This is a genomic window from Corynebacterium sp. HMSC065D07, from assembly GCF_001810695.1.
Lineage (GTDB): Bacteria > Actinomycetota > Actinomycetes > Mycobacteriales > Mycobacteriaceae > Corynebacterium > Corynebacterium hesseae.
In genome coordinates, this window is sequence record NZ_KV802427.1 from 1 (window position 1) to 18,874 (window position 18,874).

The following is an 18,874-nucleotide window of genomic DNA, read 5'->3' on the forward strand; positions in this document are numbered from 1 at the left end:
TACGCACACCCCCAACAAACAACAAATCCCCAGGAAGATGCACATTTTTACGCTCTTCCTGGGGCGGTTTTCTGACTGTCGGGCAGTCCACCTGAATGTTAATAGCTAGTGGTAACAGGCCAAGAGCCCATCCGGTCCGTCGATGACCGTGATGGGAGTTTCAAAGATTGGAGTCAGGATGTCATCGCGCATGATGTCCTCCGGCCCACCGAAGGCAACGATGCTACCGTCCTTGGCCGCACAGATATAGTCGGCGTAGCGGGCAGCGAAGTTGATGTCGTGCAACACGATAATGATCGTGCGGCCGAATTCCTTGGCGGCCTTTCGCAGGTGCTTCATCATCTCGACCGAATGGGAAATGTCGAGGTTGTTGAGGGGTTCGTCGAGAAGCACGTAGTCCGTCTCCTGGCACAGCACCATCGCCACGTAGGCGCGCTGTCGCTGGCCGCCGGAGAGTTCATCGAGGTAGCGGTTCTCCAATTCGCCAAGGCGGAAGAAGTCAATGTAGCGCGAGACTACCTCTTCGTCTTCTGCAGTCAGTCGCCCCTTTGAGTAAGGGAACCGGCCGAAGCTCACCAGCTGGCGCACGGTCAGCTTGGTAATGAAGTGGTTTTCTTGGCGCAGGATGGAGAGGATCTTTGCCAGATCCTGCGATTTCGTGGAAGCGACGTCGTAGCCGGCGACCTCGATGGTGCCCTCGTCGACGTCGAGAAGCCGGCCAATCATCGTCAGCATCGTAGATTTGCCCGCGCCATTCGGACCGATGAGGGCCGTGATGCCACCGGAGGGGATCTCCAGATCGATGGGACCGATGTTGGTCTCACCGGAGTAGGACTTCGAGACATTGGAAAGCTTGATCACAGCTTGCCCTTTCGCAGAATGACCAGAAGGAAGACGCTACCGCCCACCAACTCAATGATGATGGAGACCACGCCCTGTGCGTAAAAGACGTGCTCCATCAGGAAGTAGGCGCCGGTGAGTACAGCGAAGGCGGTGGCAATAGCCATCGGGAAGAGGAAACGGTGGTCATAGGTCTCCGCCGCCTGGTAGGCCAACGTTGCTACGAGGAATCCGAGGAAGGTCATGGGCCCAACGAGCGCGGTGCTCGTGGCCATGAGGATAGAGACCAAAATCAGCGTGTAGATGGCGTTGACCTTGTGGTTAACGCCCAGGTTTGTGGCGGCATCTCTTCCTAATGCCAACACGTTGAGCTGACGGGAGTTGAGGAACATCAACAGTGTCACCGCAATGACCAGCGGAATCGCGATGGGATAGTACTCACTTTCCGCGTTGTTAACGGAGCCAAAAAGCCGCGCGGTGAGCACATCGAACTCGCTGGGGGTGAGCATGCGCTGCATAAACGTTGCCAACGAGCCGAGGCCGCCGCCGATAATGATGCCCACGAGCAACATCGCATGCATGTTGTTGCGGCGGCTAGTCAGCAGCCAAGAATACAGCACCACAGACAGCGCCACCATGAGCGCGAGCTGCATGAGAAAGGTTCCCATGGTCCGCGCCTGGGTCAGGCCGGCAGCACCGAGGAAGAAGACCGTAGCCGTATTGATGGCCACGTACAAGGATTCAAAGCCCATGATGGAGGGCGTGAGGATTCGGTTGTTTGTCACCGTGTGGAAAGCGACCGTGGCGACTGCTTGGCACACGGCGACAACCGCCATGGCGGTCACCGCATCAGCGCGGCGACGCGCAATGAGCCACCACTTCCGAGTCCCAAAGTCCATGGGGTTGTCATAGGCCAAGAGGCCGAAGGCGAAGAGCAGCCCGGCGAAGATCAAAGCGCCGAGGATGATCCAGTACTTTCGCGCCGCAGCCGCAGACTGGAAGCTGCCCACGTTTCGCCGGGCTCGAGAAACTTGCACAGCTTCCTTCGTCGCGGGGATAGAGATACTCACACTCACTTGGTCGACCTCACGATCAAGACGACGAAAACGATAGCACCCACAACGCCCAGGATGACCGATACGGGCATCTCAAACGGGGCAATGATGATGCGGCCAATCAGGTCGCACAAGGTCACCGTGGCGATGCCGAGCAGGCAGACCCATGGAAGATTAGAACGCAGGTCATCGCCGCGCACCATGCTCACCACGTTGGGCACGATGAGGCCCAAGAAAGGCAGGGCGCCAACGACGACGGTGACCACGCCCGTCGCCACCGCGATGAGGCCGGTTCCCAGCAGGATCATCCGCTGGTAATTCAGGCCGATATTGGTGGCGATGTCCTCCCCTAGCCCGGCGACGGTGAGTTTATCCGCGTAGAAATACACCGCCAGCAAAACCAGGAGCACGATCCACAGGACTTCGTACTGTCCTTCATAGACAGAGGTAAAGGATCCCATGAACCAGATGCCGAGCTGCTGCAAGGTATCCGTCGCTAGCGCTACGTAGGACGACACCGCACTAACGACAGCGCCCAGCATAATGCCGATGATCGGCACGATGAGTGAAGAGCGCAGTGCCACGCGACGCAGGAACGCGAAAAACACCATGGTGCCCACGAAAGCGAAGAGCACCGAAATGATCATCTTCACCAGTACCGATGCATGCGGGAAGAGGATTAGGGAAAAGAGCAGGCCCAATCCGGCCCACTCGGTAGTTCCCGTCGTCGTGGGTTCCACGAAGCGGTTTTGAGTCAGCAGCTGCATAACCAAACCGCTCATTGCCATCGCAGCGCCCGCCAAAACGAGCGCCACGGTACGCGGTATGCGGGTGGTGAAGAACATCTCCCAGCCGTCCTCATTATCGAGGATGCTGTACTCGCCCACCATGAGGGAAAGGAGGAGTAGCGCGACGACGCCAAGTACGCCAAGGCCCAGCTTCCAGGTCAGCACAGAACCGCGCGAACTGCGCTTGTTCGCGGCTGGCCGCTGGGACGCAGCGCTACTCTTCACCGTCACGTTGTGAATCTTCTCCTTCGCTAACGCAGAACTGTTTAGGCTTGGGCCTTCTCGAAGGCGTCGGCAAGCGCGTTCAAGATCTCGGTGTAGGTAATGATGGACTCATCAATGTAGGTGTCATTCGGCGCCACGTAAACGTTGCCGTCCTTTACCGCGCTCACGCTCTTCAGCGCCGCATTGTCCTTGACCAGCTTCTCACCCGGGGTGACCTGCTCGCCTTCCTTGGAAATGGCAGCGTCGCGGTCCATAACGAGGATCCAATCCGGGTTGGACTGAGCAATCGCCTCGACGGAGATATCGTCACCCTCGTGGTCGTCAGAAGCATTGTCGACTTCTAGGGCCGGGGTCAGGCCGAGCAAGTCGAAGACCGGCCCATACACGCGCCCGATGCCAGGAGCGATGTAGCCGATTTCACCACCGGAGGTATTCACGGCCATCACCTTCTGCTCAGGGTCATAGGCCTTCTTGGCACGCTCGGCGGCAGCGTCGAAGTCCGCGATGAGCTTTTCGGCGTCTTCCTCGTGGCCAAAGACCTGGCCCAGCGCCTCGGTGTGGCGCTTGAGCTCTTCGAAGAAGTCCTTGTCATCGCGCGGCTCGAAGTCAACAACTGGAACATCTTCGAGCAGCTTCTCGATGTCCTCCTGGTGCTGCTCGAAACGCTGGCCGTTCCACACCACGTCCGGCTCCGCTGCGACGAGGCTTTCCAGATCCGGTTCCTTATGGGAGCCCAGATCAACCTCGACGGTGTCCTTGTTGTAGGTATCACGCAGGGACTTCGGCACCAGCGGAAGCGGCGCGGCGGCAAGGTCGATATCCCACTGAGCCAGAACGGAGAAAGCGCGGTTATCCGTCACCGCGGGGTTCTCTACCGGCAGCGCGACCTCCTTCGAACCAAAGTTATCCTCCAGCGTAATCGTGGAGGAGTCCGCGGCTGCGGAGTTGGTCGGCTCAGCAGAATCCTGGGATTGGTTTGCGGAGCAACCCGTTAGAGCGAGCGCAGCCACGGAGAGGGTGGCGGCAACTTTGGTGACGGTCGCGCCTGCGGCACGGCGAGAAAGAGTAAACATAGTTTCCTTGCATATTAGGTGTGGCTAACCACAGCTGGCAAATAATGTCAGCGCATAACCTAACCTATGTAAGGCTTACCTTTCAAGCACACAATTGTTTCTTAATTCATCACGGGGGTACGCATACGCTGGGCGACGCCCCGTGACGTGCCATTACAAGAACGTGGCACGCTACCCCTTCTCCGCGATGAGATCGGTCACCGATACAGGCCCTTCTCTATCAAAGTCTTCCTGCGCCGCGCGGCGAAAGTCCGAGTCCGCCAAGAAATCTAGCGCTACTTGCGCCAACCCTGCAGCGGAATCGACAGCCGCATCCACCGCCTGCGGCGTGGCCGCCCAGCGGGCGAAGTCCTCGGTATGCAAGGCCACGTCGGTAGGCGAAACCTGCACCATCGGGTGCAAACCCGGAACGAGGTGGGAGACGTTGCCGAAGTCCGTCGAGGCAGCCACCGTATCCGGAACCGTCCCCGCCGGCAGCGCAGTGCGCCCCCGGCGCGCTTGCGTCGCCGTCCAGCGGTCCACCAGCGCCGCATTGTTGCGCACGGGCAGCGTCATCGGATGCTCGTCCCAATCCACATCCACCTCAACGCCGGCCATGAGCGCTGCACCCTGGACGATGTCTTCCACCCTGGCGGACAGATCCATGAGCGTGCGCGTTCCCAACGAGCGCACGTAAATAGTCATCTCCGCCTCGCTCGGAATAATGGAAGGGCGATCGCCACCGCTCATGATGGCGTGCACGCGATCCGAAGGCGGCATCTGCTGCCGCATCAGACCAATGCCCTGGTAGGCCAAGCTCGCGGCGTCGAGGGCGTTGCGCCCCATGAAGGGCTGGGAGCTCGCATGTGCAGCCACACCACGAAATGTCACACGCAAGATGCGGCGGCCTACCCAGGCGTGCGCGCCGATGTCATAACCAAAGCCATGGATCATCACTGCGGCATCCACGCCGTCGAGGCTGCCTCCGCGAATCATGTATTCCTTGCCGGAATGACCTTCCTCCGCAGGGGTTCCCTGGAGAAGTATGCGGCCGGATAAGGAAGGGGTGGCGTCGTCCAGCACGGCAGTAGCCGCCAAGAATCCAGTAACACCCGCCGCGGCGATGACATTGTGCCCACACGCGTGCCCAATATGCGGCAGGGCATCATATTCCGCCAGGATGGCCACGGTGGGATGCTGCCCGGGATCGAAATCCGGGCTCTGCCACGAGGCTTCGAACGCGGTCTCCACACCATAGACCCCGCGGCGCGTGGAAAAACCATGCTCCTCCACGAGGTCCGCGAGTACCGCCATGGAGCGATGCTCCTCAAAAGCGGTTTCGGGGTGGGCGTGCAGATCCGCAACGATGTGCGCTGCCTGCTCCCGCAGGGCATCTGCCTGTGCGGCAGCAGCGTCCCAGAGCCGCGATTGGCCCGGGTAGTCCTCTCCGTGCTTTTCCGGTGGGGCGGCGGACGCCACGCGCTTGGCGACGCCCTCCTCCATCGCCTCCAAATACGCTGTCGACGGATTGTTGCGTTCGTCCATTCGATTAACCAATCATGACGTTGTTGCCCGGTCCCAGCGGAAGATCCACATAGAACCAGATGGCCAGCAGAATTGCCCAAGCGGTAAAGAACGGGATAACGAAGGGCACGAGGCGCGACATCAGTGTTCCCAGGCCCGCCCCGCGCTCATAGCGCTGGAGGAAGCCAAGCATGACGATCATGTACGGGTTCAGCGGGGTGATGATCTGGGTCGCGGAATCACCAACGCGGAACGCACCCTGAATGAAGGCCGGTTCATAACCCAGCAGGGCAAACATCGGAACGAAGACCGCTGCCATGAGCGTCCACATGGAAGAACCGGAAATGATCAGCAGGTTCAGGCAGGACGCGAGCGCAATGAAGGCGAAAATGGCTGGGAAGCCGGTAAGCCCGATGGATTCGAGGAAGGCCGCACCCTTCACAGCAGTGAAGGTACCGATACCGGTCCACGCAAAGAGCGCCACGAACTGACCCAGGATGAAGGCCAGAATAAGGAAGCTCATCATGTCTTTGAGAGCACCGATCATCATGTTCACGACGTCGGTGATCCCCTTGACCGTGCCGACAACCTTGCCGTAGACAACGCCGAGCACCAAGAAGTAGGCGAAAACGATGAAGACGATGGAATTCAGCAGCGGGGACTTGGGCAAGAAGCTGCCCTCCTCATTGCGCCACGGCGATTCTGGCAGAAGGACCGCGAAGAGGATGATGGCGGTGAGGATGACCGTGGCCACACCGGACCAGATGAGGCCCTTGGATTCGGCCGGACGCAGTTCAGCGGTGAGCTCCTCGCCGTTTTCATCGCGGTCACCACGCTCAGCGGCATCCTCGGGATCAATATCTTCCTCAGTGGGAACTTCCTGCTGCCACATGCGCGGCTCGATGACCTTGTCGATGATGAAACCAGCCAGCACACCCAGCACGATGGAGGAGGCCACGTTGAAGTAGTAATTCGACATGGCGTTAACCGGCGCGAAGTCGGTATTCGGCAGCGTCTCCATGACCGCGGTCGTAATACCGGCAAAGAGCGCATCCAAGGAAGTCGGCACCAAGGATGTGGAATAGCCAGCGCCCACGGCGGCGAAGCCACCAATCAGGCCAGCCACTGGGTGGCGGCCCGCGGCTTTGAAGACCATCGCCGCCAGCGGCGGGACGATGACGAAGGCGGCATCCGCCATGACCGAAGCGGTCACGCCGATGACGCCGACTGCATAGGGCAGCAGCCACGGCTTCGCAGAACCGAAGAGCTTACGGATGAGCGCCGAGAGCATGCCGGAGCGCTCCGCCACACCTACCGCCAGCATGATGGGAAGTACCGTCACCAGCGGCGGAAAGTTGATATAGTTCTCCCCCATTGTCGTGGTGAACCAGGTCAGCCCCTCACCGGTGAACAGGCCTTTAACTGGCTGAATTTCATCGCTACCGGGAATCTTAATTTCCACGCCCATCTTCGCCATGATGGTGGAAAGCACACCTGTGATCAGGAAGAGGATCAGGAAGATGGTGAAGGGCTCCGGCAGCTTGTTGCCGATGTATTCGACACCATTGAGGAACTTATCCAGCATTCCCCCGCTGGATTGTTGGCTCTGCTTTTGCTCAGCCTTTGCGGGATGCGACTTCGACTTTTCCGCGGTGCCAGCGCCGCCTTGTGGCGCTGCATTGGATGGGCTGTTCATGGGTACTCCTGTCGTAGGGGTCAGTCCCAGTGCTCCACGTCACACTGTTGGGGAAAGGCTACCATGCGTTTGTAACTTGAGTAACAACTAGCGTCGTTCCGCGTCACATTCTCCGCGCAGCGGCACTACGTCTGCCCCACCAGCTGCCCCATCTACCAGGGGTCTAAGACACCAGCCCGTTGAGCCGCGCGAAAGGATCCCACTCGCTGTCGCGGTGCGCATCATATTCCGCAAAGTTGGCAGCATCGATGGCAGCGCTGTCCGATACGAGGTGCGCAATGAGCGATACCGTCATATCCATCCCCGCCGCCACACCTGAGGAGGTCCACCGATTGCGGTCGTGCACCCACCGCGCCTCCGGCCGCCAGGACACATCACCTCCGAAGGACGTGGCCCAGCTATAGGCACGCTTATTGCTCGTCGCGGTATAGCCCTCCAAGAGCCCCGCCGCAGCCAGGACTGCAGAACCTGTACACACGGAGGCAACCAGAGGTGCTTGCGCCCCAACCCCACGAAGCCACGACAGAAAGGATTCGTCTTCCACAAGCTTCCGGGTCCCCTTTCCGCCCGGGACGAGGAGAACGTCGGCCGGCTCAATCTGCCCATAAGGCATCGTCGGAACCACTTCGACACCCTGAGAGCTGGCAACTGGTTCACCCGTGGGCCCCGCGAAAACCACGGTGACGTCAGGAACCGCTTGAAACAGCTGGACGGGTCCGAAGACGTCGAGAAGCTCAAAGCCCTCAAACAAGACGACTGCGATGCGGAGAGGTTCGGTATCCATGCGTCCATCCTAAAGCAAGCCGCAGTGCTGCTAACGCGAATAGAGGACTCGGGCCGTTCAAAATTTTCAGACGCAAGAACGTGCCGCCACAGCTAGAAGTCGCCGCAAGCCCCAGTCACAGACACAAAGAACACACGTCGGTGTGTTGGACTGGGAGCGTACGTAATCGACCTACTACTTTCTTTTAAGCGACTCATCCACGACGTGTTCAAACAGCCTTCTTGTCTCTGACAACGGCGGATACATGGAATCCTTACGAATCCCCTCTTTTTCCAGAAGCTCCAATAATTGTGACTTAAATTCCTTCGGTACCCTGACCGAGTACCCAATCGCAGTCCAATTGTTATTAGGCACCTTCTGAAGGTCCGAAATTCTGGGCTTTCTGGCCGCAAACTTGACGCTTAGTGACGTCACTTGGCGTAGCTCAGCGGCACTAAGGGACTCTTTGCTTGGATCTCCATAATTTTCCGAGCCGCAATCACAGATCTTCTTTTTACAATTCTCACACACGCTGGTGTAAAGAGCCGCCCACCCTTTCAGAGAAATCAAGCCTCCGACCAAGAAAAATCCTCGCTGCGCAATCATTCTTGGATCCGAAAAAGGAAGCAGAATTGGCCACACGCCGCTCAACCAACTGTATTTTGGAACCACCCCACTATTTTCGCTGAATGTATCCACATAATCTTCCCACACAAGCTTCTGCGGATCATCCTCCAAGTTTTTTGCATTTGGGAAGTCTTTCCACCTATCCACCGATGTTCTAATCAGAAAAACTCGGCCATCCCTATCTCCACTGTCTTCACAGGCAAAAAAGAGAGCAACTTTCCAATCGGATGTTACGTCGAGAAGTCGCGTTGGAGCACCGTGGTGCTGCAGGACAGTCAATTTTTCAAGAGCTGTCAGACCACGCACGACACCGTTGCATTCAGCCTCCTCGAGCAACGCAACTTCTGCATCTACCATCGCTTGTTCTAGTGCACGTGGCGTCTCTGCACTTGGGCTTTCAGGAGAGGAATCCTTCTCTCGTCGGTCACTCAGAAGACAACGATAGAGAGTTGAGTTGAATGCATAGCTAGCGTCCTTCTGTCCGCGGAAAAACCAGACTTGGCTCGATTCTCTATCACGCGCGTGGTTCACCCCCTCCTGAGGAAAAGGTTCCCCGGCTTCCTTCAAAGGAAGCCCCATACCGTCATGTTCGTACTTCGGCAATTGTTGGATTGCTGAATCTAATGCCTCGAACCATTGCTTTGCGTTACTGGGTTCGATTCCTTCGTCATCCAGCACCGTCAGCTCTCGTTCAGTGAAAAACTTTTCAGGTAGTGAAACCATATACCAAACTCTTTTCGAAGAGACTTTCAGAAATACAATTCAGGATATCCGCCGAAAGTCCGCAATGCTGGAGCAGCGAGAAGCTTTCTCCGCAGGCTGAACTTGGAGACTACCTCTAGAGTTGTTTTGTCCCCTGTATATTGCAACCTTCCTTCAACAGAAAGGTCCCCCGTTTCATCTAGGACGATTCGCCTTCACAAGAAGACTTTTCAGAGTGAATCCACTCTTTTGCTAGACAACAGTCGATTTTTTACCCAAGCACCACAAAATACGGGCGAGAAAAATCTCTCGATCCGACATTCAGGGGCTTACTGCTGCTCCCAAAACGGACTACAGGTACAGCAAAATCCCCCGGTGAACACTCACCAGGGGAAATGCCATTCAGTGGAGCCGCCGGGAATTGAACCCGGGTCCTTCGTCACCTCGCCAGGGCTTCTCCGTGCGCAGTCTGCACAGGATCTCTACTCGGCCCTCCGGCTCGGGCAAACTCGCTCCGGATGATGGGCCCAGTTGCTCTTAAAGTCCCCAACCGGCCGAACAACAAACCGGTCAGGCAAGTTCCCTAGTCGATGCCAGGATCTAGGTCAGGAACCAAACCTAGGCTGACAGACACGCGTCGCTGAAATTAGGCAGCGAGGGCGTAGTCACGCTGAGAGTTCTTCTCTGCGTTTATTGGTTGCTACGACGCTTAACGGTGGTCTCTAGCCTGCACCGGCACGCTTCCCCTGGCTCAATGTACGAAGTCGAAACCATGTCGACCCCTCGATTACACATTGCTGTGAAAGCTGCGCAGCACGCGCCTCTGCGCGCCCTACGGTTCGTTCAACGCTACTGCACCCGCCCCTATTCCCGCAAGCTTCACCCCAGGCCACATGAGGCATAGCTTTCATAAGCACCCCCTTGTGATTAACATCAACTTAAACGCTGTTAAGGTGTGTGAGTCCTATTCACCTACTTTGTTAAAGGCTGCAAAGTGAGCGCAACCACCGAAACCTCTAGCTCCCAAGAAACCGCCCACCATCAAGCGAGCAATACCGAATGGGCCATCTCCCTCTTTGGTACCGCCGTGGGCGCCGGCATTTTGTTCCTTCCCATCAACGCCGGCAGCTTCGGCTTCTGGCCGCTACTCGTGGCAACCATCCTGATCGGCCCGATGACGTACTTCTCCCACCGCGGGCTCGCCCGCATGATTTGTGCATCGCCACGCCAGGGCGAGGACATCACCGCGGTGGTCACGGACTACTTCGGCAAAAGCGCAGGATTTATCATCTCGGTGGTCTACTTCTGCGCAATTTTCCCCATCGTCCTCATTTATGGCGTTTCGATCACCAATACGGTTGATAGTTTCATCGTCAACCAGCTACACGGGCCCTCGGTTCCGCGTCCTCTATTGTCGTTCCTCCTCGTGGGCATCATGACCATCGTCTTCACCTTTGGCCAACGCATGGTGCTCGCCGTCACGCAGTTCCTGGTGTATCCGCTGATCTTCTGTCTCGGCGCGCTGTCCATTTATCTCATCCCGCGCTGGGATATCGCCTCCTTCATGGAGGTTGGCAACAATGATTGGCGCGTCGTCGGTGCTGTCGCCCTCATCATCCCCGTGTTGGTCTTCTCCTTTAACCACTCCCCCGCCATCTCCCAGTTCTCTCTGGCCATGGTCGCTGCACACGGCCGCGAGAAGAGCTCCGAGAATGCGTCGCGCGCGCTGGCGCTGACAGCGATTCTGCTCACCGTGTTCACCATGTTCTTCGTGTGGTCGTGCACCCTCACGCTCGGTGCGGACGGGCTCGCGGAGGCCCGCGAGCAGAACCTGCCGGTCTTGTCCTACCTGGCCAATGTGACCGGCGTTCCGGTCTTGGCCTTCCTTTCCCCCATCATCGCGATGATCGCCATCATCTCCTCCTACTTCGGCCACGTACTGGGGGCCACCGAGGGCGGCAACTTCCTGCTGCGCAGCGCCGCACCGCACGCTACGGCGAAGCTCTCGGAAAAGCAGCTCAATTCCATCATGCACGGCATCATCTTCGTGGCCGCCTGGGTTGTCGCGATCATCGATCCATCGATCCTGGGGCTTATCGAAGCCATCGGTGGCCCCTTCATCGCCTCGATCCTCTACCTGCTGCCGATGTATGCCATCCACCGCATCGATGCTCTCAAGCAATTCCGCGGCCGCCCCAGCAACGTGTTCGTCGTCGTCACGGGCCTCATCGCCGTAGGCGCCACCATTTGGGGACTGTTCGCCTAGCTCTCCTCTAACCACGCCTTCAACACAGTGGCGTGGTTGACCTCGCGGTCCTTGGCGGCGAAGAGGAGGGTGACGTCGCCAAGCTCAGCAAGGTGACGCAGTTGTTCCAGCTCCTCGCTGTCATTCGCGTCGAGCTCCGCGCGGTAACGCCGGGCAAACTCTTCGAAAGAATCGACATCGTGCCCCCACCACTTACGCAACCCCGGACTGGGCGCGACATCCTTGAACCAGTGGTCATAGGGCAGGCGCTCCTTGGCCACGCCACGGGGCCAGAGCTTATCGACGAGCACCGCTACCCCACCCGGTTGCTCCTCGCCCCGAATAATGTCATGAACCTTGGCCGTGTAAATCATGGCTCCCAGGTTAGGCGTTGATCCCCTTGACGCGGCGACCCAGCTCGCGGGTGATGTCGCGGTCCTGGTCACGGCGCTTAATTGCCTCACGCTTGTCATAGTCCTGTTTACCCTTGGCCAGGCCGAGTTCACACTTGGCGCGTCCGTCCTTCAGGTAGACCTTGAGCGGGATCAGGGTCTTGTTGCCGTCGCGCACCTGCCCCATGAGTTTGTCTATCTCCCTGCGGTGCAAGAGAAGCTTACGCGTGCGCTTGGGCGAGTGATTCGTCCACGTTCCCTGGGAGTACTCCGGGATGTGGAGATTGCGGATGTAGACTTCGCCGTCGTCAATAGTGGCGAAGGCATCCGCCAGGGAAATCTTGCCTTCGCGCATCGATTTGATTTCGGTGCCCACGAGCACCATGCCGCATTCCAGGGTGTCGAGGATGGTGTAGTCGTGGCGGGCACGTCGGTTGGTGGCCAGGGTCGAGTTATTGTCGACGGCCGCCTTTTTCTTCTTTGCCTTCTTCGCCATAGTTCGGACTATATTACGCTACTGCCAGGCAAAATCCACATCGCCCCTGCAGCTCTAGGTCCGCACGTAGGCGCGCATCGTTACCTGTGCGGTCAGCGCAGCACACACAATTGCCACAAGCCCGACGATGGGCAGCGCCGTCCAGACGTCCCCAGAGGTCACCGGGGCTAGAAGCTGGTTGTGGTACAGGTCGTTGAGGGCGGGATCGAGCACGGTGTTCTTGCCCAGGATGACGCCAATACCGGCGAGGACAACGCCGCCGACAGCACCGAGGACTGCTTCCATGATGAAGGGCGCGTGAGTAACCCACCGCGAGGCACCGACGATACGCATAATCGCGGTCTCCCGCTGGCGCTGGTAGGCGGCGATCTGCACCATGTTCGCAATCAGCATGATGGCTGCAAGCGCCATGACCGCGGCAAGGATGAAGGTGGCATTCCGGATGGCGTCCAAGTTGCCAGCGGCGCTGCGAACCTCCTCCTGCTGGTCGACGATGTCGCTGACAGCGGGGTCGGAAGCGATGGCGTCGATAGGCGCGGTATCCGTCGGATCCTTCAACCGCACGTGGAAGGCAGCCGGCAGTGCATCCGGGGAGGTTTCCTCAACCATGACCGGATCGGTGTCCTTGAACAGCTCCACGAAGCGCTGATAGGAATCCTCGCGGTTGCGGTAGCTCACGGACTCAATGTCCTCATCCGCTTCCAGTTTCTTCTTCAGCCCGGCACATGCGGCATCCTTGCACTCCGGATCGTTGGCTGAAATCTCCTCATTGAGCTGGACCATGACCTCGACACGCTCGAGGTAGATGTCCTTAGTGTCATTGGTCATCTGGGTGACCAAGACGCCGGCCACCACCAACGCCACCGAAATGGCGGTGGTAATCACCATGGCGATAGTCATGGTGATGTTGCGCCCGAGCCCCTTAAAGGCTTCCCTGAAAACAAAGCCTAGATTCACCTAGACCGCCTCCCCGTACATTGCGTTCTTCTCGTCACGCACGAGCGTGCCGTTGTGCAGCTCGATGACGCGCTGGCGGGCCTCGTTGACCGCGCGCGCGTTGTGCGTCGACATCACCACGGTGGTTCCGTGGCGATTGATCTTGGTGAGCAAGGCCATGATCTCCGCGGCAGTGGAGGGATCGAGGTTGCCCGTGGGTTCGTCGGCAAGCAGCAGCTTGGGGCGGTTGACAAAGGCCCTCGCGATAGCCACGCGCTGCTGCTCGCCACCGGAAAGCTCGTGCGGCATGCGGTGCTGCTTGGCGCCTAGGCCGACCATGTCGAGGACCTCGGGCACTTGCTTGGCAATCCGCGCCTTGCGTTTGCCAATGACCTCGAGGGCAAAGGCGACGTTGTCGTAGACGTTGAGCTTGGGCAGAAGCCGGAAATCCTGGAAGACGTAACCGATGGATTGGCGCAGGCTATTGACCTCGCGGCCTTTCAACGTGTTGACGTGGAAGTCCCCGAAGTAGATGTCTCCCGAGCTCACATTGGTTTCGCGCACCATGAGCTGGAGGAAGGTCGACTTGCCGGAGCCGGACGGGCCGATGAGGAAGACGAATTCGCCGTCCTCAATCTCAAAGGACACGTTGTCCAGCGCGGGCCTAGTGGAGGTCGGATAGACCTTGGACACATTCTCGAAAGTGATCACTTAAGCCACATTAGCAACATTTGCCACTCGGGCCTAGGCCTCCTGCTGCACCATGCGCCACCGGATTCCGGATTCCAGGAAGCCATCGATATCCCCGTCCAAGACCTTGGAGGGATCCCCTACCTCGTAATTCGTCCGCAGATCCTTGACCATCTGGTACGGATGCAGCACATAAGAGCGCATCTGGTTGCCCCAGGATGCATTGCCACCGGCGCCCAGCGCATCAAGCTCCGCTCGCTCTTCCTGGCGCTTGCGCTCCAACAACTTCGCTTGCAGCACGCGCATGGCAGAAGCCTTGTTCTGGATCTGGGACTTCTCGTTCTGACAGGTCACCACGATGCCCGTCGGGATGTGTGTCAGGCGCACCGCCGAGTCCGTCGTATTCACGGACTGACCACCAGGACCCGAAGAGCGGTAGACATCCACGCGCACCTCCGAGTCCGGCACCTCGATGGAGTCGGTCTGCTCTACCACCGGCAGCACCTCGACCTCCGCGAAGGAGGTTTGGCGGCGACCTTGGTTATCAAAGGGCGAGATGCGCACGAGGCGGTGCGCGCCCTGTTCCACGGAGAGCTGGCCATACATGTATTCGCCGTGCACCACGAAGGTGGCGGACTTGATGCCGGCCTCTTCGGCATAGGAAATGTCATAGACATCGACCTTGTGTCCGTGCTTTTCCGCCCAGCGCGTGTACATGCGCATGAGCATCTCCGCCCAGTCCGCCGCATCCACGCCACCCGCGCCGGAGCGGATGTTGATGACGGCCTCGCGCTCGTCATACTCGCCGGAGAGCATCGTGGTTACCTCAAGCGCCTCGATGGCCGCGCCAAGCTCTTTCAGCTCTGTGTCCACGAGTTCCTTGGAGGCTTCATCGCCCTCCTCCTCCGCCAGCTCGGACATGACCGGAAGGTCCTCGATCCGCCCCCGCAGGGAATTCAGCTTGCGCAGTTTTGCCTGCTGCGCCGAGAGCTCCGAGGTCACCTTCTGCGCATGGTCTGGGTCGTCCCACAGCGACGGATCCCCCGCCTGAGCCTCGAGTTCGCGCACACGCTCGGACACCGCCTCCGGGTCCATCACCTTTTCAATGGAGGTCAAAGTGGCGCTGAGTTCCTCAAGACGAGCTGTTTGTTCCGGACGCATAGCCCCCTACTTTACTTATTCTTTCTCCCTGATTAGCCATCGGCCGCGTTTAGCGCGACAATAGGCGGCATGAGTGACCAGCCAAGCCTCACCGAGATGATCGATGCCATCATCAAGACCTTCATCGTCGCCCACGCGGACGATACCGATGCCCACCTAGCCCAGGCGCTTGTCTATAACGCAGGCCGCCTGGCCTGGCGCCTGCGCGAGCAGGGTGTCGACGTAGAGCAAAAGACCTCCGTCTCCGATGTCGTCACCGACGCGGACTTCGCCGCCGAGCGTTTCGTCGCCGGCGTGCTCGAAGCCCTGCGCGGCGAGGACGGCATCGTGGGCGAGGAGGGCGCCAACCGCGACTCGGCCTCCGGCCGGACCTGGGTCATCGATCCCGTCGATGGCACCTACAACTTCGCCTCGGGCGCCGATTACTGGTGCTCTGCGCTCGCGCTTGTCGACGCTGAAGGGGTCATCCTCGGCGCCGTCCACCGCCCTGCCATGGGCTACACGTGGTTTGGTGGCCGTGACTTCCCCACCAGCCTGGACGGCAAGGACGTCGCCAAACTCACCGACACCCCCGCCGACAAGCTGTGCTTGTCGACGTACCTGCACCCCACCTCCATCACGGATCCCACAATCGCCTCCGCTTGGGAAAAGGTGGCCCCGCACTTTGCCACCGTGCGCATGCTAGGCGCAGGGTCCGTGGACCTCTCCTGCGTGGCGGATGGTACGTGGGGAGCATGGATGCAGCATTCCGTGAAGGATTGGGATTGGTATCCGGGCCAAGCGCTGGTGCTCGCAGCAGGCGGCGCGGCGCGCAAGGTTGAAGCCGGCGGTGTGGAATGGTGTATCGCGGGCAATAAACAAGTAATTGATCAGATGGAGGAATGGCTCCGTGGGTAAGTACAAAGAGGACCTCGGCTTGGCATTGGAGATGGCGGGCCATGCGGACGCCATTACGATGCACCGCTTTGAGGCAGCGGACCTTTCCGTCAAAGACAAGCCGGACATGACCCCGGTCTCTGATGCCGACCTGGCCTGCGAAAAGGCCATCCGCGAGGCGCTGAAACGCTCGCGCCCGCGCGATGAAGTTCTGGGTGAAGAATTCGGCGGCGAGGCTTGCTTCGAGGGCCGCCAGTGGGTCATCGATCCCATCGACGGCACGAAGAATTTCGTGCGCGGCGTCCCCGTCTGGGCCACGCTGATCTCACTACTGGAGGACGGCGAGCCGGTGGTTTCCGTCATTTCCGCCCCGGCCCTGCGCCGCCGTTGGTATGCGGCCAAGGGGGGCGGCGCCTACCGCGTCTTCGGCGGGGAGCCCAAGCGCCTGCGCGTCTCCGAGGTCTCCGACTTGGCGGATGCCTCCCTTGCTATGAGTTCCTTGTCCGGTTGGGGCTCAAGCCGCGATGCTTTCGTGTCCTTGACGGACAAGGTATGGCGTCTGCGCGGCTACGGCGACTTCTGGAATTACTGCCTCGTGGCCGAGGGCGCCGTCGACATCGCTGCCGAGCCCGAGGTCTCCTTGTGGGACTTGGCCGCCCCGGCGCTCCTCGTCACCGAGGCCGGTGGCCGCTTCACCAACGTTCGCGGTGAAGATGGGCCCCACGGCGGCTCAGCGCTTGCCTCCAACGGCAAGCTTCATGGCGTCGCCCTCTCCGCCCTCTCCTAACTCCCCTGCGGCACCGCAGCGCGGCGCCGCACGCCAGCGTCATTCCCCAGCGTCGCGCCCGGTGACGCTTCGATCAAATAGTGCCCCAGATCTTTAAAGATCTGGGGCACTATTTGTTAGAAACGTACTCTCCCGGCCACGCGCCCACGGCTCCGTGACCGGTTTCGCAGTGGTGGTTAGTTCTCCGGAAGCGCGAAACCGGAACCTACGCCCTCGCGGCGGTTCAGATCCGCGATGATGGCATCGGTGTTAGACACAACCGTGGGGTTGTGCAGCGCGCCCTGCCACGGGGTGTGGCACGACGGCAGCCCCGGAATCAGGCCGCGGGATACCGAGCCGACGATGCGGCCGTTGCGGAAGACCGGAGCGCCGGAGTCTCCAACCATGGCGCACACCTGGTTGACGGTGACGCGCTCGGTGTGCTGGAAGGTCATGCCACAGGTACGGCCGGTGGCCACGCCGTTCTTGCAGGTGATATCGCCCGGTTGGGTGGTGCCACCAACCCCATTAGCGGTCACGCCGTTGTAGCTACGGGACACCTCGGCCTTGGAGCCGAACTCGATGAGCGAATAATCCAGCTGCTCATTCTTTGACACCACGGTGCCGGTCGGGCCAACCTGCCAGGAGTCTGCCGAAGAGACCGGATCGCCGACATTTCCGCAGTGACCAGCGGTAATACCGACCTTGCGGCCTTCCGCATCGGTGCCGGCTGCCGTCAGCGTGCACATGGTGTCCTCATGAATGTAGAGCGGGGTACCCGGGCCATACAGGGACTTGCCTTCGGTCATCGCTACATTAGATTCCTCCGGAATCTGGGGCGCGTCATAGTAGGAACCAGGCACTCGGTGCAGGACATAGTCCGCCTGCGGTTTACCGGCAGCGATCTTGGAAAACAGGTCATTCTTCCACGCATAGTTCGGATCAGTGCCCTGTGGCACGAATTCCGGCTGCGTGGCCTCCTCCAGCAATCCGATGGGGGCAGGATTCGTCAGCGGTTCACCCGTTTTGGCGTCAGCACCAGCGTAGTCCTGCGGTGCTGCCGGAACCGGTAACTGGGTATCCAGGTTCGCTTGCCCCGCAAGGCGCTGCGCCGCAGGAGAATTCGCGGCCCCAGCAACTGCCTGGGACGCATCATTCGACACCGCTGCGGCGGCGCCGTTGACTGTTGAATCGACGGAGTCTGTCAGCCCCTTGTCCACGGGCATGGTCTCAATGCCCACGGACTGCAGATCCTCGCGTACCTGATCAACAAAACCTGCCGAATCAATCTCCGGGATTGTGGGAAGTTCCTGGGCATCCGCCGCTGGGTTACCCAGGAAGAACGCACCTGCGAAAGCCGAGCCCACGAGGACTTTCTTAAGGTGCGGAATTTTTCGCATATTGAGCAATTCCTCTTTCACTTCTTCTCGTAATGGTCTATAAGCCTTCCCCTATGATGGCACGTGCCTTGGACGGCCGTTTTCTAACGTGTGTGACTGTGTCCAACCCGTTACATTACTGACAGCTTTCGGGTGCCCCCTCTCTTTCTTCACCGCTCTCCGCACCCCGCGCAGACCTACTATGGAGGCATGTCTGAGACCTCCAATTCTCCTTCACCCTCTGCAGACATTGAGGAAATTGTCGCCGTTGTTCTGCGTGATACCCACGGCCGCGTGCTCGTCCTCCGCATCACCTCCACCCCGGAGTTTGTCCTGCCGTATGGCTCCATCGATGACACGATCAATCCCGCCCACGCAGCCCAGCTCATCGCTCACGAGGCCATACGTGCCGTGGTCGATATGTCCAAACTGCGCCGGCTTGCCACCTACATCTCCCCGGCCACCAACGACGCCCCACAGACCGTCCACGCCCACGTCTATGTCTACGAAGAAGAAATCTCCGTGGCACACCCGGATAAGGAGATCTCTGAGCTGGCGTGGGTCGATCCGGCCGCCCCGGATGTCGATATCGCCCCGTTACTCAAGGAGAGGGTATTCCCCGCCTTGCAGGAACTCTAGCCTCCCAAGTTTTAGACTCCAC

Annotated in this window: 18 protein-coding genes and 1 other RNA gene; 4 read left to right on the plus strand and 15 right to left on the minus strand. The window is 59.4% G+C overall.

The genetic code is table 11. The features are described from left to right. Positions 1–105: 105 nt before the first annotated feature. The 9 genes from HMPREF2760_RS02095 to ssrA all read right to left on the minus strand — a co-directional run bounded on the left by HMPREF2760_RS02095 (position 106) and on the right by ssrA (position 10,055). Positions 106–861, minus strand: coding sequence for an iron ABC transporter ATP-binding protein (locus tag HMPREF2760_RS02095; RefSeq protein WP_070524652.1), 756 nt, complete (start codon positions 859–861; stop codon positions 106–108). After that, positions 858–1,877: an iron chelate uptake ABC transporter family permease subunit gene (locus HMPREF2760_RS02100; protein WP_070562803.1), complete on the minus strand. Its 1,020-nt coding sequence runs from the start codon at positions 1,875–1,877 to the stop codon at positions 858–860. The genes HMPREF2760_RS02095 and HMPREF2760_RS02100 overlap by 4 nt, the downstream gene beginning before the upstream one ends. A gap of 35 nt (positions 1,878–1,912) precedes the next feature. Beyond that, a complete protein-coding gene (locus tag HMPREF2760_RS02105) occupies positions 1,913–2,914 on the minus strand; it encodes an ABC transporter permease (protein ID WP_070596539.1) in 1,002 nt (333 codons plus the stop codon). Between the two features lie 35 nt (positions 2,915–2,949). Next, on the minus strand, positions 2,950–3,981 hold the full coding sequence (locus tag HMPREF2760_RS02110) for a siderophore ABC transporter substrate-binding protein (protein WP_070524657.1): 1,032 nt from the start codon (positions 3,979–3,981) through the stop codon (positions 2,950–2,952). A gap of 171 nt (positions 3,982–4,152) precedes the next feature. Next, complete coding sequence (locus tag HMPREF2760_RS02115) at positions 4,153–5,505, minus strand: M20 family metallopeptidase (protein WP_070596540.1); 1,353 nt, start codon at positions 5,503–5,505, stop codon at positions 4,153–4,155. A 4-nt stretch (positions 5,506–5,509) separates the two neighbouring features. Next, positions 5,510–7,180, minus strand: a complete 1,671-nt coding sequence (locus HMPREF2760_RS02120) for an AbgT family transporter (protein ID WP_070596541.1) — start codon at positions 7,178–7,180, stop codon at positions 5,510–5,512. A gap of 163 nt (positions 7,181–7,343) precedes the next feature. After that, positions 7,344–7,964: a DJ-1/PfpI family protein gene (locus HMPREF2760_RS02125; protein WP_070596542.1), complete on the minus strand. Its 621-nt coding sequence runs from the start codon at positions 7,962–7,964 to the stop codon at positions 7,344–7,346. A gap of 174 nt (positions 7,965–8,138) precedes the next feature. Next, positions 8,139–9,293, minus strand: a complete 1,155-nt coding sequence (locus HMPREF2760_RS02130; protein WP_070596543.1) for an FRG domain-containing protein — start codon at positions 9,291–9,293, stop codon at positions 8,139–8,141. Positions 9,294–9,675: 382 nt separating this feature from the next. Continuing rightward, positions 9,676–10,055, minus strand: a transfer-messenger RNA (tmRNA) gene (gene ssrA / locus HMPREF2760_RS02135). A gap of 211 nt (positions 10,056–10,266) precedes the next feature. On the opposite strand from ssrA, the gene HMPREF2760_RS02140 reads away from it, so the two are divergent. Beyond that, on the plus strand, positions 10,267–11,538 hold the full coding sequence (locus HMPREF2760_RS02140) for an SLC5/6 family protein (RefSeq protein ID WP_070563543.1): 1,272 nt from the start codon (positions 10,267–10,269) through the stop codon (positions 11,536–11,538). Here HMPREF2760_RS02140 and HMPREF2760_RS02145 read toward each other — a convergent pair. Genes HMPREF2760_RS02145 through prfB form a run of 5 tightly spaced genes read right to left on the minus strand, consistent with a single transcriptional unit; the run spans position 11,535 to position 15,192 of the window. After that, on the minus strand, positions 11,535–11,891 hold the full coding sequence (locus HMPREF2760_RS02145; protein ID WP_070563540.1) for a DUF488 domain-containing protein: 357 nt from the start codon (positions 11,889–11,891) through the stop codon (positions 11,535–11,537). The genes HMPREF2760_RS02140 and HMPREF2760_RS02145 overlap by 4 nt on opposite strands. Before the next feature lie 10 nt (positions 11,892–11,901). Then, positions 11,902–12,405, minus strand: a complete 504-nt coding sequence (gene smpB / locus HMPREF2760_RS02150; protein WP_070524672.1) for an SsrA-binding protein SmpB — start codon at positions 12,403–12,405, stop codon at positions 11,902–11,904. A 54-nt stretch (positions 12,406–12,459) separates the two neighbouring features. Further along, positions 12,460–13,362, minus strand: coding sequence for a permease-like cell division protein FtsX (gene ftsX, locus HMPREF2760_RS02155; RefSeq protein ID WP_070596544.1), 903 nt, complete (start codon positions 13,360–13,362; stop codon positions 12,460–12,462). Further along, positions 13,363–14,052 carry a cell division ATP-binding protein FtsE gene (gene ftsE, locus HMPREF2760_RS02160; RefSeq protein WP_070524676.1) on the minus strand — a complete coding sequence of 230 codons (690 nt, stop codon included), beginning with the start codon at positions 14,050–14,052 and terminating at the stop codon, positions 13,363–13,365. 33 nt (positions 14,053–14,085) lie between these two features. Beyond that, positions 14,086–15,192 carry a peptide chain release factor 2 gene (prfB, locus tag HMPREF2760_RS02165; RefSeq protein ID WP_070596545.1) on the minus strand — a complete coding sequence of 369 codons (1,107 nt, stop codon included), beginning with the start codon at positions 15,190–15,192 and terminating at the stop codon, positions 14,086–14,088. Between the two features lie 69 nt (positions 15,193–15,261). Here prfB and HMPREF2760_RS02170 point away from each other — a divergent pair, with 69 nt between their 5' ends. Both HMPREF2760_RS02170 and hisN read left to right on the plus strand, forming a co-directional pair. Beyond that, on the plus strand, positions 15,262–16,089 hold the full coding sequence (locus HMPREF2760_RS02170) for an inositol monophosphatase family protein (protein ID WP_070596546.1): 828 nt from the start codon (positions 15,262–15,264) through the stop codon (positions 16,087–16,089). Further along, positions 16,082–16,855 carry a histidinol-phosphatase gene (gene hisN, locus HMPREF2760_RS02175; RefSeq protein WP_070596547.1) on the plus strand — a complete coding sequence of 258 codons (774 nt, stop codon included), beginning with the start codon at positions 16,082–16,084 and terminating at the stop codon, positions 16,853–16,855. Before HMPREF2760_RS02170 ends, hisN begins: the two co-directional genes overlap by 8 nt. Positions 16,856–17,031: 176 nt before the next feature. Here hisN and HMPREF2760_RS02180 read toward each other — a convergent pair whose 3' ends face one another. After that, positions 17,032–18,234 carry a hypothetical protein gene (locus HMPREF2760_RS02180; protein ID WP_070596548.1) on the minus strand — a complete coding sequence of 401 codons (1,203 nt, stop codon included), beginning with the start codon at positions 18,232–18,234 and terminating at the stop codon, positions 17,032–17,034. Positions 18,235–18,423: 189 nt separating this feature from the next. Between HMPREF2760_RS02180 and HMPREF2760_RS02185 the strand changes: the two genes are divergently transcribed. Then, entirely contained in the window at positions 18,424–18,852 is a 429-nt protein-coding gene (locus HMPREF2760_RS02185) for an NUDIX domain-containing protein (RefSeq protein WP_070596549.1), read from the plus strand. Positions 18,853–18,874: the final 22 nt, after the last annotated feature.